Annotated in this window: 24 protein-coding genes; 10 read left to right on the plus strand and 14 right to left on the minus strand. The window is 73.5% G+C overall.

Annotated features, from left to right (window positions below):
- Position 1 precedes the first annotated feature (1 nt).
- From BJ983_RS29155 to BJ983_RS29165, 3 genes are all read right to left on the minus strand, one after another.
- Positions 2 to 640: a TetR/AcrR family transcriptional regulator gene (locus tag BJ983_RS29155; protein WP_343054413.1), complete on the minus strand. Its 639-nt coding sequence runs from the start codon at positions 638 to 640 to the stop codon at positions 2 to 4.
- A 14-nt stretch (positions 641 to 654) separates the two neighbouring features.
- On the minus strand, positions 655 to 1827 hold the full coding sequence (locus BJ983_RS29160; protein ID WP_343054414.1) for an acyl-CoA dehydrogenase family protein: 1173 nt from the start codon (positions 1825 to 1827) through the stop codon (positions 655 to 657).
- A gap of 61 nt (positions 1828 to 1888) precedes the next feature.
- Positions 1889 to 2683 carry an SDR family oxidoreductase gene (locus tag BJ983_RS29165; RefSeq protein ID WP_179797017.1) on the minus strand — a complete coding sequence of 265 codons (795 nt, stop codon included), beginning with the start codon at positions 2681 to 2683 and terminating at the stop codon, positions 1889 to 1891.
- Between the two features lie 70 nt (positions 2684 to 2753).
- Here BJ983_RS29165 and BJ983_RS29170 point away from each other — a divergent pair, with 70 nt between their 5' ends.
- On the plus strand, positions 2754 to 4025 hold the full coding sequence (locus BJ983_RS29170; RefSeq protein WP_179797018.1) for a cytochrome P450: 1272 nt from the start codon (positions 2754 to 2756) through the stop codon (positions 4023 to 4025).
- A complete protein-coding gene (locus BJ983_RS29175) occupies positions 4022 to 4816 on the plus strand; it encodes an enoyl-CoA hydratase-related protein (RefSeq protein ID WP_179797019.1) in 795 nt (264 codons plus the stop codon). Before BJ983_RS29170 ends, BJ983_RS29175 begins: the two co-directional genes overlap by 4 nt.
- Here the strand turns inward: BJ983_RS29175 and BJ983_RS29180 are convergent.
- From BJ983_RS29180 to BJ983_RS29205, 6 genes are all read right to left on the minus strand, one after another.
- Positions 4813 to 5964: an acetyl-CoA C-acetyltransferase gene (locus BJ983_RS29180; RefSeq protein WP_179797020.1), complete on the minus strand. Its 1152-nt coding sequence runs from the start codon at positions 5962 to 5964 to the stop codon at positions 4813 to 4815. The two genes, BJ983_RS29175 and BJ983_RS29180, sit on opposite strands and share 4 nt — an antisense overlap.
- Before the next feature lie 130 nt (positions 5965 to 6094).
- On the minus strand, positions 6095 to 6718 hold the full coding sequence (locus BJ983_RS29185; RefSeq protein WP_179797021.1) for a TetR-type transcription factor C-terminal domain-containing protein: 624 nt from the start codon (positions 6716 to 6718) through the stop codon (positions 6095 to 6097).
- Between the two features lie 9 nt (positions 6719 to 6727).
- Positions 6728 to 6970, minus strand: coding sequence for a hypothetical protein (locus BJ983_RS29190; RefSeq protein ID WP_218890548.1), 243 nt, complete (start codon positions 6968 to 6970; stop codon positions 6728 to 6730).
- On the minus strand, positions 6970 to 7509 hold the full coding sequence (locus BJ983_RS29195; protein WP_179797022.1) for an aromatic-ring-hydroxylating dioxygenase subunit beta: 540 nt from the start codon (positions 7507 to 7509) through the stop codon (positions 6970 to 6972). Before BJ983_RS29195 ends, BJ983_RS29190 begins: the two co-directional genes overlap by 1 nt.
- Entirely contained in the window at positions 7506 to 8771 is a 1266-nt protein-coding gene (locus BJ983_RS29200; RefSeq protein ID WP_179797023.1) for an aromatic ring-hydroxylating oxygenase subunit alpha, read from the minus strand. The genes BJ983_RS29195 and BJ983_RS29200 overlap by 4 nt, the downstream gene beginning before the upstream one ends.
- A gap of 10 nt (positions 8772 to 8781) precedes the next feature.
- Entirely contained in the window at positions 8782 to 9987 is a 1206-nt protein-coding gene (locus BJ983_RS29205; protein WP_179797024.1) for an enoyl-CoA hydratase-related protein, read from the minus strand.
- A 62-nt stretch (positions 9988 to 10049) separates the two neighbouring features.
- On the opposite strand from BJ983_RS29205, the gene BJ983_RS29210 reads away from it, so the two are divergent.
- Together BJ983_RS29210 and BJ983_RS29215 are read left to right on the plus strand one after the other, a co-directional pair.
- Positions 10050 to 10808: an enoyl-CoA hydratase/isomerase family protein gene (locus BJ983_RS29210; protein WP_179797025.1), complete on the plus strand. Its 759-nt coding sequence runs from the start codon at positions 10050 to 10052 to the stop codon at positions 10806 to 10808.
- Between the two features lie 201 nt (positions 10809 to 11009).
- The gene (locus tag BJ983_RS29215; protein ID WP_179797026.1) at positions 11010 to 12716 is read left to right on the plus strand and encodes a class I adenylate-forming enzyme family protein; all 1707 of its coding nucleotides are present in this window, start codon (positions 11010 to 11012) and stop codon (positions 12714 to 12716) included.
- A 69-nt stretch (positions 12717 to 12785) separates the two neighbouring features.
- Here the strand turns inward: BJ983_RS29215 and BJ983_RS29220 are convergent, their stop codons facing one another.
- On the minus strand, positions 12786 to 14099 hold the full coding sequence (locus tag BJ983_RS29220; RefSeq protein ID WP_179797027.1) for a phytoene desaturase family protein: 1314 nt from the start codon (positions 14097 to 14099) through the stop codon (positions 12786 to 12788).
- A gap of 73 nt (positions 14100 to 14172) precedes the next feature.
- On the opposite strand from BJ983_RS29220, the gene BJ983_RS29225 reads away from it, so the two are divergent.
- The 4 genes from BJ983_RS29225 to BJ983_RS29240 are packed head-to-tail and all read left to right on the plus strand — an operon-like array spanning position 14173 to position 17776.
- On the plus strand, positions 14173 to 14625 hold the full coding sequence (locus tag BJ983_RS29225) for a MaoC family dehydratase (RefSeq protein WP_179797028.1): 453 nt from the start codon (positions 14173 to 14175) through the stop codon (positions 14623 to 14625).
- Positions 14626 to 14638: 13 nt separating this feature from the next.
- Complete coding sequence (locus BJ983_RS29230; RefSeq protein WP_179797029.1) at positions 14639 to 15502, plus strand: SDR family NAD(P)-dependent oxidoreductase; 864 nt, start codon at positions 14639 to 14641, stop codon at positions 15500 to 15502.
- Positions 15499 to 16668, plus strand: coding sequence for a thiolase family protein (locus BJ983_RS29235; protein WP_179797030.1), 1170 nt, complete (start codon positions 15499 to 15501; stop codon positions 16666 to 16668). Before BJ983_RS29230 ends, BJ983_RS29235 begins: the two co-directional genes overlap by 4 nt.
- Positions 16669 to 16675: 7 nt before the next feature.
- Positions 16676 to 17776 carry an LLM class flavin-dependent oxidoreductase gene (locus BJ983_RS29240; RefSeq protein WP_179797031.1) on the plus strand — a complete coding sequence of 367 codons (1101 nt, stop codon included), beginning with the start codon at positions 16676 to 16678 and terminating at the stop codon, positions 17774 to 17776.
- Here BJ983_RS29240 and BJ983_RS29245 read toward each other — a convergent pair.
- Positions 17764 to 18507 (minus strand): SDR family oxidoreductase, encoded by a 744-nt coding sequence (locus tag BJ983_RS29245; protein WP_218890549.1) that lies wholly within the window; start codon positions 18505 to 18507, stop codon positions 17764 to 17766. The two genes, BJ983_RS29240 and BJ983_RS29245, sit on opposite strands and share 13 nt — an antisense overlap.
- 18 nt (positions 18508 to 18525) lie before the next feature.
- Between BJ983_RS29245 and BJ983_RS29250 the strand changes: the two genes are divergently transcribed.
- Both BJ983_RS29250 and BJ983_RS29255 read left to right on the plus strand, forming a co-directional pair.
- A complete protein-coding gene (locus BJ983_RS29250; RefSeq protein WP_179797032.1) occupies positions 18526 to 19680 on the plus strand; it encodes a CaiB/BaiF CoA transferase family protein in 1155 nt (384 codons plus the stop codon).
- A 123-nt stretch (positions 19681 to 19803) separates the two neighbouring features.
- The gene (locus tag BJ983_RS29255; protein ID WP_179797033.1) at positions 19804 to 20646 is read left to right on the plus strand and encodes a GH12 family glycosyl hydrolase domain-containing protein; all 843 of its coding nucleotides are present in this window, start codon (positions 19804 to 19806) and stop codon (positions 20644 to 20646) included.
- A gap of 6 nt (positions 20647 to 20652) precedes the next feature.
- On the opposite strand, the gene BJ983_RS29260 is transcribed toward BJ983_RS29255, so the two are convergent.
- The 3 genes from BJ983_RS29260 to BJ983_RS29270 are packed head-to-tail and all read right to left on the minus strand — an operon-like array spanning position 20653 to position 24455.
- Positions 20653 to 22251 (minus strand): class I adenylate-forming enzyme family protein, encoded by a 1599-nt coding sequence (locus tag BJ983_RS29260; protein ID WP_179797034.1) that lies wholly within the window; start codon positions 22249 to 22251, stop codon positions 20653 to 20655.
- Between the two features lie 24 nt (positions 22252 to 22275).
- The gene (locus BJ983_RS29265) at positions 22276 to 23472 is read right to left on the minus strand and encodes an acyl-CoA dehydrogenase family protein (RefSeq protein ID WP_218890550.1); all 1197 of its coding nucleotides are present in this window, start codon (positions 23470 to 23472) and stop codon (positions 22276 to 22278) included.
- Positions 23473 to 23480: 8 nt separating this feature from the next.
- Positions 23481 to 24455 carry an acyl-CoA dehydrogenase family protein gene (locus BJ983_RS29270; RefSeq protein WP_343054415.1) on the minus strand — a complete coding sequence of 325 codons (975 nt, stop codon included), beginning with the start codon at positions 24453 to 24455 and terminating at the stop codon, positions 23481 to 23483.
- Positions 24456 to 24569: the final 114 nt, after the last annotated feature.

A 24569-nucleotide genomic window follows, 5' to 3' on the forward strand; every position in this document is an offset into this window, starting at 1 on the left:
CTCACTCGTGGTCGGCGGCGAGCCCGTCGACCACGAGGCGCTGGGCGGTGTCGATGATGCCCTCGAGGGATCCCCGTTCCGGGTCCCACCACTCGGCCGTCCAGTTCAGGGCGCCGAGCACCACCATGAGCGCGACGCCCGGGTCGAGGTCGGGGTCGATCTCGCCCGCGGCCCGGGCGTCCGCGACCAGGCCCCGCCAGATCTCGATGTAGTCCCGCTCGGCCTGGCGGTGGCGCGCCCGCATGCTCTCCGGGAGCTGGGGGACGGTGCGGATCGCGGCGGCCGCGTGGTCGGAGTGCGTCAGCAGGGTGCTGAGGTGCGCCGCGACGGCGACGCGGAGCCGTTCCAGGGGGGAACCGTCCGCCGCGGCCAGCGCCTCCTCGACGAGGGCGCGGGCCTGCGCGAGCCCCACCGCGACGGCCTCCTCGATGAGCTCGTCGCGCGAGGAGAAGTAGTAGTAGATCGCCGGCGCCTGGACCTGCGCCACGGCGGCGACGTCCGAGAGCCGCGTGCCGGCGTACCCGCGGCGCACGAGCACGTGCGCCGCGGCGTCGACCACCCGACGACGGGTCCGGGCGGACTTGGCGCCCCGGCCGGAGGACACGCCGCCGTCGGTCGACGGGGCGGACGGCGGGACCACACGCCGGAGCCTAGTCAGTACGACGCGGGCAGCCCGAGCGAACGCTGGGAGACGAAGTTCAGCACCATCTCGCGGCTGACCGGCGCGGTCTTCAGCATGCGGGCCAGGAACCAGAGGTCGGCCAGCCCGTACTCGAGCGACATGCCGTTCCCGCCGTGGGTCTGCATCGCCTGGTCCAGGGTCCGCAGCGAGGAGTCGGCGGCGGCGAACTTCGCGATGTTGGAGGCCTCCGCCGCGTCCTCGCCGGCGTCGAAGAGGTCCGCCGCCCGCTGCGCCATGAGCCGCGCCTGGGCGACCGCGATGTAGCACTCGGCGAGCGGGTGGGCCACGCCCTGGTGGGCGCCGATCTTGACGCCCTTCCACACGGCGCGCTCGTTCGCGTAGGCCGTCGCCTTCTCCAGCGAGTACAGCGAGATGCCGTTGCTGATCGCCGCGGCGGTGATCCGCTCGGGGTTCAGCCCGGCGAAGACCTGCCGCAGCCCGTTCCCGTCGTCGCCGATGAGCGCCTCCGGTCCGAGCGGGACGTCGTCGAAGAACACGGTGAACTGCTGCTCGGGCTGCGTGAGCGCTGCCGGGATCGGCTGCCACGTCAGGCCGGGGGAGTCGGTGGGCACGACGAAGAGCGACAGGGGCTTGCGGTCACCCTTCGCGGGGGCGCTGCCGCTGCGGGCGACGACGAGGACGGCGTCGGCCTCGTCGATGCCTGACGTCCAGTACTTCGTGCCCGAGAGCCGCCAGCCCTCGCCGTCGGCGTGCGCGGTCGTCGTGACCTCGTGGCTGTTGGACCCGGCGTCGGGCTCGGTGATGGCGAAGGCCATCTTCAGCGAGCCGTCGGCGATCCCGATCAGCCAGCGCTGCTTCATCTCGTGCGAGCCGTGGTGGGCGAGGATCGTCCCGCAGATGGCGGGGGAGATGACCGTCATGAGCAGCGGGCAGCCCGCGGCCGATGCCGCCTCGACGACGACCAGCAGGTCGCCGAGCGTGCCGCCCCCGCCGCCGTACTCCTCGGGCAGGTGCACCCCGAGGAACCCGGCGGCGCCGAGCTCCTTCCAGAGCTCGGAGGGTTCGGAGTGGGCGTGCGCCTTCTCGACGAAGTAGTCGTGCCCGTAGCGGCCCACCAGCGCGGTGACGCTCTCGCGCAGCGCGGCGCGCTCGGCGGTCTCCGGGACGATCGAGGACTTGTTCACGGGGCTCTCCCAGCGGCTGAATTTCATCGAGAATAAAAAACGACGACGGGGCGGGTCAAGCTCACGGCATGGACGATCCGCCGCCCACGGCCACGACCTGCCCGGTGACCTGACGCGCGGCGGTCGGGGAGGCGAGCCAGACGACGGCGGCGGCCACGTCCTCGGGGGTGGTCAGGCGCCGCAGCGGGGTCTGCCTGGTGACGTACTCGACCTGGTCCGGGTTGAAGATCGCGTCCCGGCCGGCGGCCCAGAGGCTGTCCGCGCCGACCCCGCCCTCGTCGGGCAGCACGAGTCCGGGGCACACGACGTTGGCCCGGATGCCGTGCCGGCCCTGTTCGCGGGCGGTGGTCCGGGCCAGGGCGATGAGGCCGGCCTTCGTCGTGCCGTAGATCCCCTGGCGGACGGCACCGAACGCCGCGTCGCTGGAGATGAACACGATCGCGCCCGCGGACTGCCCGGTCATGGGGCCGAGCACGGCCTGCGTGGCGTCGATGGCGGTGTAGAGGTTGGTCTCGATCGTGCGCTGCCACAGGGCGCGGTCGGTCTGCTCGGTGAGGAACCCCGGCACGCTCCAGCCGCAGTTGTTCACGAGCACGTCCACGCCGCCCCAGGCGTCGACCGCGTCGGCGACCACGCGGTCCCCGGCGCCCTCGGCGGTGAGGTCGCCGATCACCTCGCGCACCTCGGTGGCGCCCGCCTCCACCGCCTCGGCGTGCACCCGGGCCGCCTGCGCGGCGTCCCGGTCGGCGAGCAGGACCCGGGCCCCCTCGCGGGCGAAGCCGTGGACGATGCCGCGTCCGATGTTCGAGGCGCCGCCGGTCACGATCACCCGGGCGCCGGTCAGTCCGAGGTCCACCGGGGTGTCCTTCCGTCTCGCCGTCACTTCTTCTAATCTAGATTAGACCACCGGCACGAGGGAGTGTGCGATGACGACCGCGACCACCGACCGCCCGCCCTACGACGAGGTCTCGCTCTCCCCGCTGTCGTTCTGGGCGAGGTCCCCGGAGGAGCGCGAGGCCGACTTCGCGGTGCTGCGTCGGGAGCGGCCGATCAGCTGGCACCCGCCCGCCGAGGGCGCGATGATGCCGCCCGAGGACGGCGCCGGGTTCTGGGCCGTGACCCGGCACGCCGACATCGTCGCCGTCAGCAAGGACCCGGAGACGTTCTGCTCGGGCGAGGGCATCCAGATGGAGGATGTCCCCGTCGCGATCCTCGAGTCGGCCAGCTCCTTCCTCGCCACCGACGCCCCGCGGCACACCCAGCTGCGCCGCCTGGTCTCCGCGGCGTTCACCCCGAAGCGCGTGCGGACGATCGAGGCGCAGATCCGCGACCAGGCCCGCCGGCTCGTCGACGAGCTCCTGACGACGGAGCGCGGCGACTTCGTCGCGCAGGTCTCCCGCCGCCTGCCGCAGTGGACGATCTTCGAGATGATGGGGCTGGAGGACCAGGAGGTCCGGGAGCAGGCCACCGCGGCGGCCGACGGGATGGTCAGCTGGGGCGACGAGGACGTCCGGCAGGGCCGTGAGCCCGCCGAGCTGCTCTGGGAGTCGCTGCTCGGGTTGATGCGCATCGCCCTCGAGCACGCCGAGGCCCGCCGCGCCCACCCGGCCGACGACCTCATGAGCAACCTCGTCCAGGCCGAGGTCGACGGCGAGCGGCTCTCCGACGAGGAGATCGCGGCCTTCTTCGTGCTGCTCTCGGTGGCGGGCAACGACACCACGCGCAACACCATCTCCAGCACCGTCCGCGCGTTCACGCGGTACCCCGACCAGCGGGACCTCCTCGCCGCGGACCTCGACGGTCGGATGGGCCCCGCGATCGACGAGTTCGTCCGCTGGGCCACGCCCGTGATGACGTTCCGGCGCACCGCCACCCGCGACGTCGAGCTCCACGGCCGGCACATCCGCGCGGGCGACTGGGTGGTGCTGTTCTACGCGTCCGGCAACCGCGATCCCGAGGTCTTCTCCGACCCGATGCGCTTCGACGTCACCCGCGCCGAGAACCCGCACGTCGGGTTCGGCGGCGGCGGGCCGCACTTCTGCATGGGCAACCAGCTCGCGAAGACCCAGCTCCGCGCGATCGTCGGCGAACTGCTGACCCGCGCGCCCGGGCTGGAGGCCGGCGAGCCGGTGTACCTCGCGGGCAACTTCATGCAGGCGATCAAGTCCATGCCCTACACCCTGACGAGGTCCGCGTGAGTGACTCACCCGTCCTGCTCGACGTCGATGAGCGGGGCGTCGCGCACCTGCGGCTGAACCGTCCGGAGGCGAGCAACGGGCTCGACGTGCCCCTGCTGCGCGCCTTCTACGACGCCGTGATGGCCTGCCACAGCCGGCCCGGTTTACGGGTCCTCGTCCTGTCGGGGGAGGGGCGGCACTTCTGCGCGGGCGGCGACGTCAAGACGTTCGCGAGCAAGGGCGAGGGCCTGCCCGACTACCTGCGCGAGGCCACGTCCTGGCTCCAGATCGTGGTGCAGGGGCTGCTGAACCTGCCCGCACCCGTCGTCACGAAGGTGCAGGGGTTCGCCGCCGGCGGCGGGGGCTTCGGTCTCGTGTGCGCCTCCGACCTCGTCGTCGCGGCGGAGTCGGCGTCCTTCCTCGGCGGCGCCACCCGCGTGGGGATGGCTCCCGACGCCGGGACCACGGTCACCCTCCCGGCCCTGGTCGGGCTGCGGAAGGCGCTGGAGATCGCGCTGACCAACCCGGTGCTCACCGCGGCGGAGGCGCTCGACCTGGGCCTGCTCACGCGGGTCGTTCCCGACGACGGGCTCGACGCGGCGGTCGACGAGCTCGTCGACCGCCTCGTGGCCGGCGCCCCGTTGGCCCTCGCCGCGACCAAGCGCCTGCTGTGGTCGGGGCTCGGGTCGCGGGTGGAGGCGCAGCTGCCGGAGGAGGCGCGGACCGTGTCCGAGCTGTCCGGCACCGCCGACTCCCTCGAGGGGCTCGCCGCCGTCATCGAGCGGCGGCCCCCGAGGTTCGTCGGGAACTAGAGCCGCTCGATGATCGTGACGTTGGCCTGGCCGCCGCCCTCGCACATCGTCTGCAGCCCGTAGCGGCCGCCGGTGCGCTCCAGCTCGTGGAGCATCGTCGTCATGAGCCGCGCGCCAGTGGCCCCGAGCGGGTGCCCGAGCGCGATGGCCCCGCCGTTGGGGTTGACGCGCTCCGGGTCGGCGCCGGTCTCGATGAGCCACGCCTGCACGACGCTGGCGAACGCCTCGTTGATCTCGACGACGTCGATGTCGCCGATGTCCAGGCCCGTCTTCTCCAGCGCGTGTGCGGTGGCCGGGATCGGGGCGGTCAGCATGATCACCGGGTCGGTGCCGCGGGCCGAGACGTGGTGGACACGGGCGCGCGGGGTGAGTCCGTGGTCGCGGACGGCCTGCTCCGAGGCGACCGCGAGGCAGGCCGCCCCGTCGGAGATCTGGCTGGCCACGCCGGCGGTGATCTTCCCGCCGGGAGCGAGCGTCTTGAGGCCGGCCATCTTCTCGGGCGTGGTGTCGGGGCGGGGGCCCTCGTCCACGGACAGCCCGGCGACCGGCGCGATCTCGCGGTCGAACCGGCCCTCGTCGATCGCCCGCAGGGCCCGCCGGTGGCTCTCGTAGGCGAACCGCTCCATGTCCTCGCGGGAGAGGTCCCACCGGTCGGCGACCATCTCGGCCGCCCGGAACTGGGAGATCTCCTGCGAGCCGTAGCGCGCCTCCCACCCCTCGCAGCCCGTCCACGGGTCGACGGCGCCGAAGGGCTCGCCGGCCGCGAACGACGACAGGATCGGGTACTGGCTCATGATCTGGACGCCGCCCGCGAGCACGAGGTCGGCGGTCCCGGACATCACGGCCTGCGCGGCGAAGCTGACCGCCTGCTGCGACGACCCGCACTGCCGGTCGACCGTCACGCCGGGCACGGACTCGGGGAGTCCGGCCGCGAGCGCCGCGGTGCGCGCGATGTCGCCGGCCTGCGCGCCGATCGTGTCGAGGCAGCCGAGGATGACGTCGTCGATCGCCTCCGGGTCGACCCCGGTGCGCTCGACGATGCGCCGGATCGGGTGCGCCGCCAGGTCGGCCGGGTGGACCTTCGCCAGCCCACCGTTGCGTCGACCGACCGGGCTCCGGACGGCGTCGACGATGTAGGCCTCGGGCATGGGCACCTCCGCGTGCTGGAACCGGGATCGCCGTTGAGTTTAATCCAGAGTAAGAATCGTGGACAGGGAGTGTGGCGGGTTCCTGACGTCGGATGTCAGCGGCGGGCCACGGCTGAGCCACACCCCGTCGTCAGGAAGGGCGGAGGCCGTCTCGGACGATCCGCTGGGTGATCGCGACGACCTCCTCGAGCGGGTTGCGCTCCGGGTCCCACCACTCGGGGGCCCAGTTGAGGGCGCCGAGCACGAGCATCCGGGCGGCCCGGGTGTCCACGTCGGGGGCCATCTCGCCGGCGGCGACCGCGTCCTCGACGAGGGCGCGCCAGACGTCGGCGTAGGCCCGCTGGCCCACGAGCTGGCGTTCGCGGATGTCGGCCGGGAGCTGGCCCGCGTTGCGGATCGCGGCCTGCGAGAAGTCCGAGCGCCCGAGCACCACCTCGAGGTGCGCCGCGATCGCGCGGGCGATCCGCTCCATCGCCGGGGTGCCGGCGGGCAGCGCCGCCAGGGACGCGACGACGTGCTCCATCGTCGCCCGCTGCCCGACGGTCACGACCTCCTCGAGCAACTCCTCGCGCGAGGTCCAGTAGTAGTAGACGGCGGGCGCCTGGACCTCGGCGACCGCGGCCACGTCGGAGAGCCGGGTCCCGGCGTAGCCCTTGCGGCTGAGCACCCGGGCGGCGGCGAGCAGGATGCGTTCCCGCGTCCGCGCGGACTTCGCCCCCTCGCGCACCGCGCCGGCGGACCGTTCTCGAGCCACGGGCGGAGCCTACGGTCCGCCGCCCTCCGACCCGTCGTCCCGCCACCGGTGCCGGGACGGGTCGAGCAGCTCGCGCAGGAAGCCCTCGGGCGCCCAGACGATCGACTCCAGCTCCAGCGCGTCGAGGAACCGCACGGCCCCGGACCGGAGGTCCTCGAGGCGCAGCCGGGGGCTGTTGCCCTCCCGGTCGATCGAGACGCGCACGGTGGCGAACTCGCTGGCCACCACCCCGACGTCCTGCGGGTCGTCCATCAGAGCAGGAACGACATCGAGGGCAGCGCCCGGTCGGAGTCGACGAGCACGACCTTCTTGCCCGCCATCCGCAGCTCGCCGTCGACCCGCCGCAGCCGGTGGGTCACGCGGCCCACCCACCACGTCGAGCCCCGGTCCCGCGACTCCAGGACCTGGACCACCGAGGTGACGACGGTGTCCCCGCCCTCCTGCCCGAGCACTTCGACGTTCGTCACCGAGCGGCACAGCCGGGACAGCGGCCGCTGGGAGTGGCGCTTGCCGGTCTGCAGCTGCTTGATGCGGGTGGCGATGCGGTTCCGGTTGTCGAAGATGATCGACATGTGGCTCCGCGGGTCCTGGGTGTCGTCGACCGGGACGTAGTAGGTCGCGTCGTCGGTCCAGAGCGCCTCCCACGCCTCGAGCTCCCAGCCGTCGGCCAGCCGCGCCTCGCGGTAGAGGAACGCCTCGGCCTCGGCGAGGGCGATCGGGTCGCCGACCCCGGCGGCCGGCCCGACGGGCGGAGGGGTCCCGTCGACGATCTGCTGGGCCGCGGCGGTCATGCCGGGTCCATGAGCGTGAGGTAGTGCGCCCACATCGCGCGCATCGACGTCTCGTCGGTGGCGGTCCCGACGGTGAACCCCTGCTCGTCGGGGTGCTCGCGCTGCAGCCCGCGGCTGAGGTCGAGCCACTCGGGCTGCCGCTGGGCGACGCCGCGCTGGTTGCGCTCGTACATCTCGGCGTCGTCGGCGAGGAGCATCCCCGCGGGTCCGACCGAGCCGACGCACTGGGTGACCAGGCGGCGGTTGAGGTCGGGCGCGCCCGCGAACTGGATGGCCGTGACGTGCTGGACGGTGCGGTCGACCGCGAGCGGCTGGATCACGAAGAGCTGGATCTCCGCGATGAACAGGTTCGGGAAGATCATGACGTGTGGTGACCCGTTGATCATGATCTCGTCGCCGGTCTCCGCGCCGTAGGTCGCCCGCATGGCCGCGGCGTAGTCCGGGATCCTCGACTCGGGGGTGCCGGACCAGCCCATGGGCACGCCGAGCTTGCGGAACTCGGGGCTCAGGTCGTTCTCCGAGTGCCCGCCGCCCAGGGCCCGCGTCACCGCCGTCGACTTGTCGCTGTAGAGCGCGCCGATCCCGCTGCCGGAGATCGAGAAGATCGACGAGTGGACGAACTGCGGGTGGTAGCCGTCGGTCTCGTTCTCGACGAGCATCTTCCAGTTCGCGGTGACCTCGTGGCGGACCCAGCCCGCCGTCAGCTCCACCTCGCCCTCGGGGGAGAGGCGGCACAGTTGGTCGATGCGCTCGGCGGCCGCCCCGAGGTGCTCGCGCAGCGTCGGGCCCTCGGCGGCGAGGCTCGCGAACACGAAGCCGCGGTAGCTCTCCACACGCGGCGCGGCGCCGAGCCCGGACAGCCGCTCCCGGGCCTGCGCTCCGCCGTAGCCCTGGTTGAAGGGGAAGCCGAGCAGCTCGCCGGTGTTCGCGAAGGTCCACCCGTGGTACGGGCACCGGAAGGACGACGAGTTGCCGCGGTCGGCGTCGCAGACCAGGTTCCCGCGGTGCGAGCACCGGTTGTGCAGGACGTGGATCGCCCCGGTGCGATCCCGGGTCAGCACCACCTGCTGTGGCCCGATGGTCTTGCGGACGTAGTCGTTGGGCTGCGGGATCTCGCTCGTGTGCCCGACGTAGACCCATGTCGAGTACCAGATGCGCTCGAGCTCGAGGGCGTAGACGTCCGGGTCGGTGTAGAGCGACCCGTGCACGCGGTCGGGTCCGACCCGGGACCGGAGGTCGCCGGTGAGTCCGGTGGTGCTCATCGCTGTCTCCTCATCGCCCGTGGAACTCCGGACGCCGCTTCGCGACGAAGGCGCGGATGCCCTCGCCGGCGTCGGCGGTGGTCCCGGCCCGGCTCATCTCGTCGGTCTCGGCCACGAGCTGCTCGGACAGCTCGGTCTGCCAGCTCTGCCGCAGCAGCCGCCGCATCTGTCCGAAGGCGGCCGTGGGCCCGACGGCGAGCCGGTCGGCGAGGGCCCGCGCGCGGGCCTCGACCTCGTCGGACGGCAGCACCTCGGTGACCAGGCCCCACGCCAGGGCCTCCCGCCCGTCGAGGCGGCGGTTGAGCAGGAACATCTCCTGCGCCCGGCGCATCCCGACGACCCGGGGCAGGTACCAGCTGTTCGCGCCGTCGATCGCGAGCCCGATCGCGGCGTACCCGAGCGCGAACGCGGCGTCCTCGGCGGCGACGACGATGTCCGCGACGTGGGCGAGCCCCATCCCGCCGCCCGCCGCCGCGCCCCGGACCGCGCACACCACGGGCACGTCGAGGGCGGCGAACCGGTCGAGCGCGAGGTGGTAGAGGTCGGTCATCTGGCGCAGCCGCGACCCGCGGTCGGCGTCGTCCAGCTTCGCGAAGAAGGGCAGGTCGCCGCCGACGCTGAGGTTGCGCCCGGCCCCGCAGATGAGCACGGCGCGCACCGAGGGGTCGGCGCCCGCCCGGAAGGAGGCCTCGTAGAGGTCCTCGACCATCGTCGGGTCGATCGCGTTGCCGGCGTCCGGTCGGTTCAGGCGGACCGTCGCCACCCCGCCGTCGACGGTGTACTCGACCACGCGGAACGGTCGTTCCCCGGCCGGCGGCGAGGGGAGCGCGGCCGCCCAGCGGGCGCTGTCGGTGTACTGCGCGAGTCCGACGATCCGCTCGTCGTCGGCGAAGGCCAGGACGTGGGCGAACGCCGCGTCGAGCGGGGCGCCGCCGTCCCGGGCGCTGCCGGTGTAGCGCCCCAGGACGACCAGTCCGCCGTCCGCGAGGGGCAGCATCCGCTCCGGCTCGGCGCGGGCCCGGTAGTGCCGCCCGATCGCCCACCAGAAGTCCTGCGTCATCGCCTCGGGGCCGCTGTGGCGACCGCCCAGGTCGAGGGGCAGGCCCTCCGTCGTCTCGCCGACGAAGTCGGGGTGGAGCAGGTCGGCGAGCGTGGCGGCGTCGCCCGCGGCGAGCGCGTCATAGAGCGTGCGCGCGAGCTTCTCGCGGTCGGACATCGGCACTCCCTCGGCTACAGTTCTAATCCAGATTAGAACACAGCTCGACGAGGAGGTCTCTCATGTCGGACGCCCCGGTCCTCACGCGGGTGGAGGGACGCGTCGGCCACGTGACGCTGAACCGGCCGCACGCGCGCAACGCCGTGACGATCGGGCTGGCGGACGGGCTGCACGACGCGCTCGTCGGGCTCGCGCCGCAGGTCGGGGTGATCGTCGTCCGGGGTGCCGGCGGCACGTTCTCCGCGGGCGGGGACGTCGACGAGGTCGCGCGGCTGGCCGAGGAGGGCCCGTCCGCGCTGCGGGTGCTCTTCGAGCGCTTCGGCCGGGCGTGTTCGGTCGTCGCGACCCTGTCGGTGCCGGTGGTGTCGGTCGTCGAGGGCCACGCCATGGCGGGCGGCTTCGAGTTCATGCAGGCCAGCGACATCGCGCTGGTCCGCGACGACGCGGTGATCGCCGACAACCACCTCGCCGTCGGCCAGGTGCCGGGCGGGGGCGGATCGCAGCGCCTGCCGCGGCTGGTCGGCCCGCAGCGGGCGCTGGGCCACATCCTGCTCGGCGACCGGCTGTCCGGTCGTCAGGCCGTCGAGTGGGGACTGGCCTACCGGTCGGCGCCGGCCGAGGAGTTCGAGGCGATGGTCGACACGGTCGTCGCGCGTCTGGCGAGCCGGGACGCGAAGGCGGTCGCCCGGACCAAGCGGCTCGTGCACGAGGGGCTGCGCCTCCCGTTGGCCGACGGGCTGGCGCTGGAGACCGACGTCGTCGTGGAGCACCTGGCCGACGGCGCCGCCGAGCGGCTGGTCCGGGCGGTGCGCTCCCGGTAGTCGGTCGGCTCACGCACCGCACCGAGATGTCGCCCATCGGTCTCCGACCCCGGTCGTCGGACCGATGAGTGACATGTCGTCGCAGCGGCCCGGCTCCTCGTCACCACGCGTGCCGATCACGTGACGGATCTGGTCGTGGCCCGGCTCACTTCTCTTCTCTACTCTTGATTAAAAGATCAGCGAGCAGGAGTGGGTGCCGAGATGAGCGAGAGCCTCGACGACCGTCGCGACGCCCTGCGTCGACGGTTCGCCGTGTGGACCCCGATGACGCTGCACGAGCGGCTCGCCCAGGTCGCGGACGAGTTCGCCGACAGGCCCTTCGTCATCACCGACGACCGCACGGTCACCTACGCGGACACCGACGCCTGGTCCCGCCGGCTGGCCGACGGGCTCGCGGCGCTCGGGGTCCGGCCCGGTGACCGGGCCGGCATCGTCATGGCCAACTACCCGGAGTTCGTGCCGCTGAAGTTCGCGGTCGCGCGGGCCGGGGCGGTCGCCGTGCCGTTCAACTACCTGTACCGCACCGAGGAGCTGCGCTACGTCCTCGAGCAGTCGGCGTGCCAGGTCCTCGTGACGATGACCGGGTTCATGGGCCTCGACCAGCTCGGGATGCTCGACGAGATCGCCCCGGGCTGGGACCGCGGCGAGCAGACGGCGCTGCCGGAGCTGCGCGAGGTGGTCGTGCTCCCCACCGACGGGCGCACGCGCGACGGGGTCCGCACGGTCGCCGACCTGGAGAGCCTCGGCGGGGCGCACGCCGGAGCGTCCGACGGCCGCGGGGCGGAGCCGGGCGACGTCGCCGACATCCTCTACACCTCGGGCACCACCGGCTCGCCCAAGGGCGTGCTCATCACCCACGACGCGAGCCAACGGACCGGCTACGCGTCCGCGCTGACCCGTGCGTTCGAGGACGGCCGGCGCATCCTGTTCTCGCTGCCCTGCTACCACATGTTCGGCTACGTCGAGGGCCTCATGGCCGCGATGATGGTCGGCGGCGCGATCATCCCGCAGACCGCGTTCGACCCCGGCCGGTACCTCGAGGGCATCGAGCGTCACCGCGCCACCGATATCCTCTGCGTCCCGACGATGACGGTGGCGCTGCTCGAGCACCCCGACGTCGCCACCCGCGATCTGTCGAGCCTGCGCGCCATCCTCTCCGGCGCGGCCCCAGCACCGGTGTGGCTGTGGGAGAAGGTCCGCGACGGCCTCGGCGTCGACGAGATCGTCACCGGCTACGGCATGACCGAGCAGGGCGGCGCGATGACGCTCTCGCTGCCGGAGGACCCGCTCGAGGTCATGGCGACGACGGTCGGTCGCGTGAAGATGGCCGGCGCGGCCGGGATCCCGGAGCGCGACGGCGACCTCACCGAGTTCCGCACGATCGACGTGTTCGACGGCGAGCCGCTGCCCGACGGGCAGGAGGGCGAGCTCGCTGCGCGCGGCCCGACGAACATGCTCGGCTTCTGGGGCAAGCCCGAGGAGACCGCGCTCGCGCTCTCCGACGACGGGTGGGTGCGCTCGGGCGACCTCGGCATCGTCCGCGAGGACCGCTACCTGGTGCTGACCGGGCGGAGCAAGGAGCTCTACAAGTCCGGCGGCGAGCTCGTGATGCCGAAGGAGGTCGAGGAGGTCCTCTCCCGTCACCCCGGCGTCAGCCAGGCCTACGCGGTCGGGGTCGCGGACGAGCGGTGGGGCGAGATCGGCGTCGCCTGCATCGTCCGGAGGCCGGGCGTCGACGTGGAGTCGGAGGAACTGATCGCGCTGTGCAAGGAGCAGCTGGCGCGGTTCAAGGTGCCGCGCCGGGTCGTGTTCCTCACCGCCGAGGAGCTGCCCAGCACCCCGACCGGGAAGATTCAGAAGTTCCGGCTCGCGCGGATGGTGGCCGAGCGCGCGACGGTGGCGGGCTGAGCCGCCGTCAGCCGTGGCCCACTGCTGACGACGGACGTCAGTGGTGGGCCACGGCTGACACGGGCGACCTCAGGCCGGAGCCGTCACCGGGTAGCGCGCGGTGATCTCGGAGACGACGAGCTTCGCCGTCTCCGCGCACGCCGTCGTGCCGCCGTTGGCGTACTGCTTCACCGCGTCGCCGACGTTCCAGAGGTTGGGCACCGGCGTCGTGTGCGTGATGTCGAAGCCCGCCACCGCGCGCTGGGGCGGCCAGCCGTCGCGCCACACGGACGTCGAGAGGATGCGGGCGTCGCCGAACCCGGGGATCTGCTCGTGCAGGTCCCGGTGCAGCAGCTCGGTCTCGGCGGCCTCGTCGAACGGGCCGGTCGCGGGCTGCGGCACCGACGTCCCGTTGTAGAGGTGCCAGCCCTCGGGGGCGGTCTCCGGGCAGGTGGCGGTGAAGTTCGCGACGTACGCCATGCGCCGGGTCTTCGCGAACGACAGCAGGCCCGGGGCCTCGACCAGCGGCGTCCGGCTCGCGAAGTTCACGACGATCATCGAGCAGGGCGTGGTGTCCACCGTCGCCACGTACTCCGCGGCGAGGCGCTCCCGTCCGACGAGGTCGGCGGTCGCGGCGGGCCCGACGTCGCTGACCGCGACCCGACAGTCCACCTCCACCTGCTCGCCCGGGCGCGAGACGGACGCCCCGGCGACCGACCCGTCGTCGTGCAGGCGCAGGTCGGTGACCTCGCTGTCGAGCCAGACCTCCCCGCCGTTCCCGACGACGAGGTCGGCCAGGGACTGCCAGATGCCGATCGTGCCCTCGGGGCAGAACCCGAACTTCTTGAAGGCGCTCCTGCGGGTGAAGTAGGTGAGGAACACCTGCGCGGGCAGTTCCTCGGAGCTGACGGCGAACACCGAGCCGCACATGTTGCGGAAGATGCCGTGGACGTTCTCGTTCGAGGTGTAGCGCCGGATCCAGTCGGCGGTGGAGAGCGAGCCGGTCGGCATCCCCTCGTCGGTGCGGGCGGCGCCGAGCCCGTCGAGCAGCTTCGCGCCCTGCCGCGTGAGCTTCGAGAGCAGGAAGCCCCAGCCGCCCCCGGTCACGTCGACGTCCTTCCCACCGATCCGGTAGAGGATGGGCGGCTTCGGACGGCGGACGTCGAAGCGCGCCCCGACGTCGGCGAACGTCTCCTCGGTGATGCCGCCGACCTCGATGACGATCGCCCCGTTGTTCACGGTGAACCCGTCGATCACCTCGCTCGAGGCGCGGCCGCCGACCCGGTCGAGCCGCTCGACCACGAGCGTCCGGTAGCCCTGGTGCGACAGGCGGGCGGCGGCGAAGAGGCCGCCCGCCCCGGCGCCGATCACGAGCGCGTCGAACCGGTGCTCCGGGTTCGCCATGGGTGTCCTCCTCGACCGCAGCATGTTTTAATCGAGATTAGAACAAGGGCTCGCCGAGCAGCAAGGAGGTCCGATGCGGACGTTCGCCGGGGTCGACGAGGTGCTCGCCGCGGTCGGGGAGAGGCTCGGGCCGGGGGAGTGGGTGACGGTCGACCAGAAGACGGTCGACACGTTCGCCGACGCGACCGGGGACCACCAGTGGATCCACGTCGACCCGGAGCGCGCGGCGCAGGGACCGTTCGGCGGGCCCATCGCGCACGGGCTGCTCACCCTCTCGCTCCTGCCGGTGCTGCTCGCAGGGCTGTACCGCATCGAGGGCGTGCGGATGGGCGTGAACTACGGATTCAACAAGGTCCGCTTCCCGGCGCCCGTCGCCGTGGGGTCCCGGGTTCGCGCCACCGCCACGGTCGCGGAGGTGACCCCGCTCGACGGGGCCGTGCAGGTCGTGTTCGCCACCGTCATCGAGATCGAGGGCGGGTCCAAGCCCGCCTGCGTGGTCGAGAGCGTCGGCCGCTTCTACGTCTGAAACGGGAGGACCAGTGTCCGGAGTCGAAGGTCGCGTCGTCGCCGTCACCGGGGCGGGCGGTGGGCTCGGCCGGGAGTACGCCCTGCTGCTGGCCCGGCACGGCGCCCGCGTCGTGGTGAACGACCTGGGCGGCGCCCGGGACGGCACCGGGTCGGGCCACTCCGCGGCCAACGCCGTCGTCGAGGAGATCCGGGTCGCCGGCGGCGAGGCCGTCGCGAACCACGACAGCGTCGCCGACCCCGCGGGCGGCGCGCAGGTCGTCGCCGACGCGGTGGAAGCGTTCGGGCGCATCGACGGCGTCGTCGCGAACGCGGGAATCCTGCGCGACGGCGCGTTCCACAAGATGAGCGAGGCCGACTGGCGGGCGGTGCAGGACGTCCACGTCGGCGGCGCCTTCCACGTGGTCCGGGCGGCGTGGCCGCACTTCCGCGAGCAGCGCCACGGACGCGTCGTCGTCGCCACCTCGACGTCGGGCATCTACGGCAACTTCGGGCAGGCGAACTACGGCACGGCCAAGGGCGGGCTGATCGGCCTCATCCGCACGCTCGCCATCGAGGGAGCGCGGTACGGGATCCTCGCCAACGCGATCGCCCCGATGGCCGCGACCCGGATGACCGCGGACATCGCGCCGCCGGAGGTGCTGGAGAAGCTCGGGCCGGCGCACGTCGCGCCCGTGGTGGCGCACCTGCTCGGCGACGAGTGCACCGATTCCGGCGAGGTGATCGTCGCGGGCGGCGGCCAGGTCCAGCGGGTCGCCTGGTTCCAGTCGAAGGGCGTCACCTTCGCCGAGGTCCCGACCCCGGAGCAGGTCACCGACCGCTGGGCCGAGATCACCGACCTCTCCGGCGCCGTGCCCGGCGTCAACCCGGTCGGATGAGCGCCGCGCGCGAGGCCGTGATCGTCGAGGCCGTCCGCACCCCGGTCGGCCGCGGCAAGGCCGGCGGTGCCCTGTCCGGAGTCCACCCGATCGACCTGCTCGCGGGCACCCTCGAGGCGCTCGTCGCGCGCACCGGGCTCGACCCCGCGCTGGTCGAGGACGTCATCTGCGGCTGTGCGCAGCAGGTCGGGGAGCAGTCCGGCAACATCGGGCACAACGCCTCGCTCGCGGCGGGGTTCCCCGAGGCAGTGCCCGGCACGACGATCAACCGGCAGTGCGGTTCCAGCCAGCAGGCCGCCGCGTTCGCCGCGCAGGGCGTCATCGCCGGCGCCTACGACGTCGTGGTCGCCTGTGGGGTCGAGTCGATGAGCGCGGTGCCGATCGGCAGATCCCGCCCGAGCAGCCGAGGCGAGCGGACGGCCCGGCGCTACCCGGAGGGCCTGGTCAACCAGGGCGTCTCGGCCGAGCTCGTCGCCCGGCGCTGGAAGCTCTCCCGCGAGGAGCTCGACGCGTACGCCGCGGAGTCGCACCGCCGGGCGGCGGTGAGCTGGTCGGACGGGTTCTTCGACGCCGAGGCCGTGCCGGTCGGCGGGCACCGCACCGACGAGACGGTCCGCGCGGGGACGACGGCGGAGGGTCTTGCGGGGCTGCGGCCCTCGTTCCGCACCGACGAGATGGCCGCCCGCTTCCCGGAGATCGACTGGAGCATCACCCCGGGCAACTCCTCGCCGCTGACCGACGGCGCCTCCGCGGTGCTGATCATGGACGCCGACCGGGCCGAGGCGCTCGGGCTGCGGCCGCGGGCCCGGTTCCACGCGTTCTCGGTGGTCGGGGACGACCCGCTCATGATGCTCACCGGCCCGATCCCGGCCACCCACAAGGTCCTCGCCCGCGCCGGGCTCACGCTCGACGAGATCGACGCCTACGAGGTCAACGAGGCCTTCGCGTCGGTGCCGCTGGCGTGGCAGCACGAGTTCGGTGCCGATCCCGCCCGCCTCAACCCCCGGGGTGGCGCCATCGCGCTCGGCCACGCCCTGGGCTCGTCGGGGACGCGGTTGCTGGTGACGCTCCTGCACCACCTCGAGGCGACCGGCGGGCGCTACGGGCTGCAGACCATGTGCGAGGCCGGCGGCATGGCCAACGGCACGATCATCGAGCGGATCTGAGGGCGACATGCACGTGGGGATGGGGCTGTTCTTCCAGGGCCTGGAGCCCGGCCGCGACGACCACGACGTCGTCCGCGGCGGCCTGGCGCTCGCCGACCAGGCCGAGCCGCGGGGCTTCGACTCGATCTGGACCGCCGAACACCACTTCACGCGGTATCACATGATGCCGAACCCGGCGCAGCTGTTGACCTACCTCGCGGGCCGCACGCGCACCGTCCGGCTCGGCACGATGGTCATGGTGCTGCCGTGGCACGACCCGGTGCGCGTCGCCGAGGAGATCGCCTGGCTGGACTCGGTGTCCGGCGGGCGGGTGCTGCTCGGGCTCGGTCGCGGCCTCGGCGCCATCGAGTTCGACGACTTCCGCCTCGAGATGGGGGAGTCCCGGCAGCGGTTCGTCGAGTACGCGACGGCGATCTCGGCGTCCTTCGAGTCCGGCGCGATCGAGCACGACGGCGAGCTCTACCGCCAGCCGCGCGCCGAGCTCCACCCGCCCGCGTTCACCACGTTCCGCGGGCGGACCTACGCCTCGGCGGTGTCGCCGGAATCGGCCCGCATCATGGCGACCCTGGGCTATGGCCTGATGCTGATCGCGCAGAAGCCGTGGGAGGTCACGGTGCGCGAGACCGCGGAGTACCGCGAGCTCTACCGGGAGATCCACGACGAGGACCCGCCCGCACCGGTCCTCGTGAACTTCACGACCGTCGACCCCGACCCGGCCCGGGCGCAGGACCTGCACGACGAGTACGCGACGGCCTACGCGCGCTCGACGATCGAGCACTACGGGTTCACCGACCCGCGTCTGGAGACCGTGCCGGGCTACGAGTACTACGCCGGGCTGCGGCGCAACATCACCAGGCACGGACTGCCCGCGTTCAACCGGTTCCTGGCCGACCTGCAGATGGGCGGGACGCCCGACGAGCTGGTCGAGCAGACCGTCGAGCGGGTCCGCGCCCTCGGTGCCGGCGGCGTGGTCAACCTGTTCGCCTTCGGCGGGATGCCGCAGCACGTCGCGCAGCGGGCGGTGGACGTCTACGCCGAGCAGGTGCTCCCACGGCTCGCCGCGATCGACGTCCACCGCGACGTGGGGCTCACGGCTCAGAGGGCGTAGCCGCCGTCGACGTTGAGCGTCTGCCCGGTGATCCAGCCGGCCCGGGCGGAGACGAGGAAGCGCACCACCTCGGCGACGTCCTGCACCGACCCGAACCGTCGCAGGGCGAGGTTCGCGCGGGCGGTCGCGAGGAGCTCGTCGGTGTAGTCGCCGCGCGCCACCAGCTCCTTCCACATGCCCTCGCCCTCGAGGAGCCCGACGCCCACGCAGTTCGCGCGCACGCCGTAACGGCCCTCCTCGGCGGCGATCCCGCGGACGGTCGCGGCCACCGACGCCTTCGGCGCGGACGAGAGCATGTCCTTCTTCGAGTAGCGCTCCACCGCCGGCGTCACCAGCGCGACCATCGACCCCTGCGTGCCGCGCAGCACCTCGATCGCCGGGTGCAGCAGGTTGTAGGCCGCCACGGTGTCGCCGAGGAGCTGGTCGCGGTACTGCTCGGGGGTGACGGCGGAGATGTAGCGCATCGGGATGTGCGGGCCGGCCGCGTAGACCACGGCTCCGAACCGCTCGGACCGGACCACGGAGGCGGTCGCGGCGGCGTCGGTCAGGTCGACCTGCGCCACGACGGCCCGCCGCCCGGCCGCCTCCACGTCGCCGGCCGCGGCCGCCGCGGCCTCCGCCCCGTGCCGGTAGGTCAGCACGACGTCCCAGCCGTCCGCCGCGAGCGCCCCGCACACCGCCCGACCGATGCCGCCCGATCCGCCCGCCACCAGTGCCCAGGAGCCGTCCACCCCCGTATTCTAATCTGTATGAGAAACTCGGGCCCCCTCGACGGCGTCCAGGTGATCGAGCTGGCCGGGATCGGTCCCGGGCCCTTCGCCGCGATGCTGCTCGCCGACCTCGGCGCCGACGTGATTCGCATCGACCGGCCGACCGGCGCGGGGCTCGCCCCGGCACCGCCCACCGCGGACGTGCTGAACCGGGGGAAGCGCTCGATCGTCCTCGACCTCAAGCGCCCGGAGGCGGTCGAGGCCCTGCTGGCGCTCACCGCGACCGCCGACGTCCTGGTCGAGGGCAACCGGCCGGGCGTCACCGAGCGCCTCGGCGTCGGGCCCGAGGACGTGTGGGCCCGCAACCCGCGGCTGGTCTACGGCCGCATGACCGGCTGGGGCCAGGACGGGCCCTGGGCGCAGGCCGCCGGGCACGACATCGGCTACATCGCGCTCACGGGTGCGCTGCACGCGATCGGCCCCGCGGACGGTCCGCCCGTGCCGCCCCTGAACCTCCTCGGCGACTTCGGCGGCGGGTCGACCTACCTCGTCATCGGCATCCTCGCGGCGCTCACCGAGGCGGCGCGCACGGGCCGCGGGCAGGTGGTCGACGCCGCGATCCTCGACGGCACCTCGCACCTGCTCGCGGCGATCCACGCGATGCTCGGCTCCGGCCGCTGGACCGACCGCCGCGGCGCGAACATGCTCGACGGCGGGACGCCCTACTACGCGGTCTACGCCGCCGCCGACGGCGGCCACCTGGCGGTCGGGGCGCTGGAACCGACGTTCTACGCCGAGTTCCTCCGGCTGCTCGGCGTCGACGAGGACCCGGCCCGCCAGCACGACCGCGACCACTGGCCGGAGCTGCGCACCACGATCGCCGCCGCGTTCGCGACCCGCACCCGCGACGAGTGGGCCGCGGTCTTCGCCGGCACCGACGCGTGTGTCGCGCCCGTCCTCGGGCTCACCGAGGCGGCGGCGCATCCGCAGGTCGCGGCCCGGGACAGCGTCGTCGAGCACGAGGGCCGGCTCCAGCCGGGGCCCGCACCCCGCTTCTCCGGTCACCCCGTGGCCGGGCCGGCGCCCTCCCCGACGCCGGGTGCCCACTCCTGGGAGGTGCTCGCCGCGGCGGGCGTCGACGTGGACGCCCTGCTTGCGTCGGGCGCCGCGGTCCAGGCGCCGGTGCCGTCCTGAGACCGTGCGGCCGGGGCATGTCTCGCCGACGATTCGATGCGCTTCGGTAACAATTCCGCGACCTGTTCCGAGGAGGGGGACGAGCGTCCGGCGCCATGCCGGGCCCGTCCCGGGGGAGCAGACGTGGAGCCGAAGACCGACATGGGGGGTTCGCGGAGGACGACGCGTCCCGGGCGGCACCGCGCGCGACGCCCGCTGGTGATCGTCGCCCTGGTCGCAGCCCTGGCCGCCGGCCTCGGCGCCCTCGTCGTGGGGCCGGCCATGGGGTCGGCCGCGGCGCCCCGTCAGACGTGCGACCAGTTCGGGTCGCTGGGCGTGTCCGGCGACAAGTACGTGATCCAGAACGCCCGCTGGGGCGCGGACACCAAGCAGTGCATCACCGAGAACGGGCCCTCCGGGTTCGTCGTCGACACGGCCGAGCACACGAACACCAAGGGCCCGGCCGGCTACCCGTCGATCTACCGGGGCTGCAACTACGGCTACTGCACGAAGACGTCGCCGTTCCCGGCGCAGGTCTACAACCTCGGCGCGATCCGGTCCTCCTGGGCCACCACCGGCCCCACCGACAAGACCGCCGTCCAGCAGTACAACACCGCCTACGACATCTGGTTCCACCCGACGAAGGACAACCCCGGCCGCCCGCAGGGCGCGGAGCTGATGATCTGGCTCAACCGGACCTCGTGGGTCCAGCCGATCGGCAAGCCGTACTACGACGTCACGATCGCCGGGACGAAGTGGACGGTCTGGTACGGCAAGGCCGACCCGCCCGTCATCTCCTACGTCCGCAAGACGCCGGTGACCTCGGTGACCAACCTGCCCCTCGACGCCTTCGCCCGTGACGCGATGCTGCGCGGCGTCGTCAAGCCGACCTGGTGGCTCCAGAGCGTGCAGGCCGGGTTCGAGCCGTGGACCGGCGGCGCCGGCCTGACGACGACGTCCTTCTCGGTCACCCGCAACGGCCAGTAGCGCCCGTCAGCGCAGCTCGCGGAGCTCGCCCGACGCGGCGAGCTCCGCGAGCCGGAACTTCTGCACCTTCTGCGTGGGCGTCAGCGGGAACTCGTCGACCACGAACCAGCACGCCGGGATCTTGTGCGGCGAGAGCCGCTCCCGGCAGTGCGCGACGAGTTCGTCCCGCAGGCCGGGCGCGGCCTCCCGGACCCGCAGGACGGCGGCGACGACCTCCCCGGACCCGTCGTCGGGAAGACCGAGCACCGCCGCCCCGTCGACCGCGGCGTGGGCGACGAGCACGTTCTCGATCTCCGGCGGGGCGATGTTCTCGCCCTTGCGGATGATCAGTTCCTTGAGCCGGCCGGTGAGGCGCAGGTAGCCGCGCCCGTCGAGGGCGCCGAGGTCGCCGGTGTGCAGGAAGCCGTCGGCGTCGACGGTCGCGGCGGTGGCCTCCGGGTCGTGCAGGTAGCAGAGCATCTGCTGGTAGCCGCGGGCACAGATCTCACCCGGTGCCCCGAGCGGCACCACCTCGCCGTCGACCGGGTCGACGATCTTCACCTCGACGTGGGGGAGCGGGCGGCCGACGGTCCCGAGCTGGTCGGCGCGGGCGTCGTCGGGACGGGTGGCCGTGAGGACCGGGGCGAGCTCGGTCTGCCCGAAGAGGTTGATCACGGCGGCGCCGAAGACGTCCTCGGCGGCCTGGATCATCGTGGGGGAGACGGTCGAGGCCCCGCCCATCACGGTGCGCAGGCGAGGGGCCGGGCGGTCGTCGGTGCGCTGCGCCTCGAGGAGTGCCCCGAGCACGGCCGGGACGTAGAACAGGACGGACGCCTCCTCGCGGTGCAGGAGGTCCAGGACCGGCCCCGGGGCGAACTGCTCCACGAGCACCTCGGTGCCGCCCAGGCACAGCGGGCCGAGGGTGCCGATGACGCACGAGGCGGTGTGGAACATCGGCAGCGGGTTCACGCACACCGCGCCGGGGGCCGCTGCGGTCACCGCCATCGTCAGCTGCGCGACGCCGACCAGCGACCGGTGCCGCAGCAGGACGCCCTTCGGGTTCCCGGTCGTGCCCGAGGTGTACTGCAGCATCACCGGCGCGGACGGGTCCGTCGGCTCGGCGGCGACCACGGCGTCGTCGGCCGCCTCGGCGCGCCACCGGGCGGTGTCGGCGAGGCTGATCGCGGTGACGCCGGGGAGCTGCCGCGCGATCGCCGTCATGTCGTGGTCCCGACTGCGCTCGGCGTGCAGCAGCACCGTTGCGCGCGAGTGCCCGAGCGCGTACTCCAGCTCCGGGCGCCGCAGCACCGGGTTGAGCGCGACGAGCACGACGCCCGCGAGCGCGGCGCCGTACTCGATCACCGGCCACTCGACGACGTTCGGCGCCCACAGCGCGACCGGCTCCCCGGGCCCGACGAGCCGGGTCAGCGCGGTGGCGACGCGGCGGGCCTCGTCGAGGAGCTCCGCGTAGGTCAGCCGTACCGGCGCGCCGTCGCCGTGCCGGGTGCCGACGAGCGCGGGCCGGTCGGGGTGCTCGGCCGCGCGTCGGACGAGCAGTGCGCCGACGGTCTCCTCCCACAACGGCGGGTCCGTGTCCGCCGGGCGGTACGAGGTCGTGAGGGTCATCGTCGGCTCCTCGTCGTCGGGGTGTCAGCCACGGCGCAGGTCGCGGAACGGGACGTCGCGGTCGGTCGAGGGCTCGCGGGGCAGGCCGAGCACCCGCTCGCCGAGCACCGTGCGCTGGATCTGCTCGGTGCCCCCGGCGATCGACAGCGACGGCGCGTAGAGCTCGCCGTAGGCCCAGAGCCCGCCGTCGGGGTCGGCCGGGTCCCACGCGACGGCGTCCGGTCCCGCGACCTCCATCGCGAGGGCGGCGACCTGGGTGGCCAGCCGCCCGGCGGCGAGCTTCCCGATCGACGCCAGGGCGCCCGGGTCCCGTCCGACAGACACCTCACCCGCGATGCGGCGCGCGAAGAGCTCCACCTGCTGGTGCGCGACGTACGCGTCGGCCACGGCCTTCCGGACGACGGGGTCGCCGGCCCGGCCGGTCCGTCGCGCGAGGGCGACGACGGCCTCGAGCGTGACCGGCGAGCCGATCGGGCTGTCGGCGAGCGCCACCCGCTCGTTCATCAGCATGAGCGTGGCCGCGCGCCAGCCCTCGTCGACCGCGCCGACGACGTCCTCCGGGCCGACCCGGACGTCGTCGAGGAACACCTCGTTGAACTCGGCGTCGCCGGTGGCCTGACGCAGCGGACGCGTGGTGACCCCGGGCGCGGCCATGTCGAGCGCGAACATGGTGATGCCGCGGTGCTTCGGCTTCCCGGGGTCGGTGCGGGCGAGCAGGAGGCCGCGGTCGCTGTGGTGGGCGTAGGTGGTCCACACCTTCTGCCCGGAGACGCGCCAGCCGTCGCCGTCCGGGGTCGCCCGGGTGGCCAGGGCCGCGAGGTCGGAGCCGGCGCCCGGCTCGGAGAACAGCTGGCACCACACCTCGTCGGCGCGCAGCAGCGGCGGCAGGTACCGCGTCCGCTGCTCCTGGGTGCCGAGGGCGAGCAGGACCGGCCCGCACATCCCCAGCCCGATGGTGAACAGTGCCGAGAACGTCTCGTACCCGGCGGCCTCGGCGTCGAACGCCGCCCGGTGCTCCGGCCCGAGACCGAGCCCGCCGTACGCCTGCGGCCAGGTGATCCCGGCGAGCCCGGCGTCGGCCAGCGCGCGCTGGTGGACGCGCGCCGCGGCGACGTACTCGCCCGGTCGTCGCGACCGGCTCGGCGCCTCACCCGTCCGGCACCCGTGGACGGCGAGGAAGTCGGCGACGCGACGCCGCAGCTCCGCGATGCTCCCGGTCATGGTTCCGGTCATGACGCCGACCCGACGAGTCCGGCGTGCGTGGCGAGCCGGTCGGCGTCGTCGCCCGGGGCGAACAGCACGGCGGAGGCGCGGGCGCGACGGAAGAACCGGTGCGCGTCGTGCTCCCACGTGTAGCCGATGCCGCCGTGCACCCGGATCGCGTCGCCCGACAGGCGGGTGAACGCGCGCGAGCAGGCGACCCGGGCCGTGCGGGCCGCCGCGTCGAGGGCGGTCGGGGACGTCCCGGGGTCGGCGGCGAGCGCGACGGCGTGCCACTGCGCGGAGCGGGCCAGCTCCAGGTCGATGAGCATGTCGGCCAGGAGGTGCTTCACCGCCTGGAACGACCCGACCGGCCGCCCGAACTGCACCCGCTCGCCCGCGTAGGTCGTGGACATCTCCAGCACCCGGTCCGCGCCACCGATCTGTTCGCAGGCGAGCAGCGTGGCCGCCAGCGCGTGGACCCGCTCCGGCGGGACGTCGATCGCACGGCGGGGCGCGCCGCGCAGGTCGAGGTGGGCCTGCCCCCGGGTGGGGTCCATCGTCGCGAGCGGGGTGCGCCCGACGGCGGAGAGATCGGCGACCTCGACGATCGGGCCGACGAGCACCAGCACGTCCGCGACGTCGCCGTCGGGCACGTGGCGGCCGCCGGGGGAGAAGGACACGGTCGCGAGCCGCTCGCCCCGCGCGATGGCGGCGACGTCCTCCCCGGCGGCGTCGAGCGCGAGCCCGCCCAGCGTCGTCGTCAGGAAGGGGGAGGGGAGGTTCGCGCGGCCGATCTCCTCCGCGACGACGGCGAGCTCGACGACCCCGAACCCCGACCCGCCGCGCTCCTCGGCGACGGCCAGCCCGGCGAGCCCGAGCTCGTCGCACATCCGGCGCCAGAGGACCGGGTCGTGGCCGGGGTCGTCGCGTCGTCGGGCGGTGCCCAGCAGCCCGCGCACGGACGCGCGCAGCTGGTCGTGTTCCTCGGCGTAGAGCGCCACGTCCACCTCCGGGAGAGCCGGAGTTGAACCTAACTTAAAAACGAGGGAGCGACCAGCGTCCGGTGAGGTCAGGTCCGTTCGCCGCGGCGGAGAACGATCAGGCTGGGCCGAGCG

Origin of the sequence: Actinomycetospora corticicola (assembly GCF_013409505.1) — a bacterium.
Lineage (GTDB): Bacteria > Actinomycetota > Actinomycetes > Mycobacteriales > Pseudonocardiaceae > Actinomycetospora > Actinomycetospora corticicola.

Coding starts and splice junctions, on each gene's coding strand:
- BJ983_RS29240 (WP_179797031.1), top strand. CDS start 16,676: ATGCACGTGGGGATGGGGCTGTTCTTCCAGGGCCTGGAGCCCGGCCGC.
- BJ983_RS29260 (WP_179797034.1), bottom strand. CDS start 22,251: ATGACCCTCACGACCTCGTACCGCCCGGCGGACACGGACCCGCCGTTG.
- BJ983_RS29190 (WP_218890548.1), bottom strand. CDS start 6,970: ATGGACGACCCGCAGGACGTCGGGGTGGTGGCCAGCGAGTTCGCCACC.
- BJ983_RS29235 (WP_179797030.1), top strand. CDS start 15,499: ATGAGCGCCGCGCGCGAGGCCGTGATCGTCGAGGCCGTCCGCACCCCG.
- BJ983_RS29215 (WP_179797026.1), top strand. CDS start 11,010: ATGAGCGAGAGCCTCGACGACCGTCGCGACGCCCTGCGTCGACGGTTC.
- BJ983_RS29170 (WP_179797018.1), top strand. CDS start 2,754: ATGACGACCGCGACCACCGACCGCCCGCCCTACGACGAGGTCTCGCTC.
- BJ983_RS29205 (WP_179797024.1), bottom strand. CDS start 9,987: ATGTCCGACCGCGAGAAGCTCGCGCGCACGCTCTATGACGCGCTCGCC.
- BJ983_RS29225 (WP_179797028.1), top strand. CDS start 14,173: ATGCGGACGTTCGCCGGGGTCGACGAGGTGCTCGCCGCGGTCGGGGAG.
- BJ983_RS29265 (WP_218890550.1), bottom strand. CDS start 23,472: ATGACCGGGAGCATCGCGGAGCTGCGGCGTCGCGTCGCCGACTTCCTC.
- BJ983_RS29195 (WP_179797022.1), bottom strand. CDS start 7,509: ATGACCGCCGCGGCCCAGCAGATCGTCGACGGGACCCCTCCGCCCGTC.
- BJ983_RS29250 (WP_179797032.1), top strand. CDS start 18,526: ATGAGAAACTCGGGCCCCCTCGACGGCGTCCAGGTGATCGAGCTGGCC.
- BJ983_RS29180 (WP_179797020.1), bottom strand. CDS start 5,964: ATGCCCGAGGCCTACATCGTCGACGCCGTCCGGAGCCCGGTCGGTCGA.
- BJ983_RS29210 (WP_179797025.1), top strand. CDS start 10,050: ATGTCGGACGCCCCGGTCCTCACGCGGGTGGAGGGACGCGTCGGCCAC.
- BJ983_RS29200 (WP_179797023.1), bottom strand. CDS start 8,771: ATGAGCACCACCGGACTCACCGGCGACCTCCGGTCCCGGGTCGGACCC.
- BJ983_RS29220 (WP_179797027.1), bottom strand. CDS start 14,099: ATGGCGAACCCGGAGCACCGGTTCGACGCGCTCGTGATCGGCGCCGGG.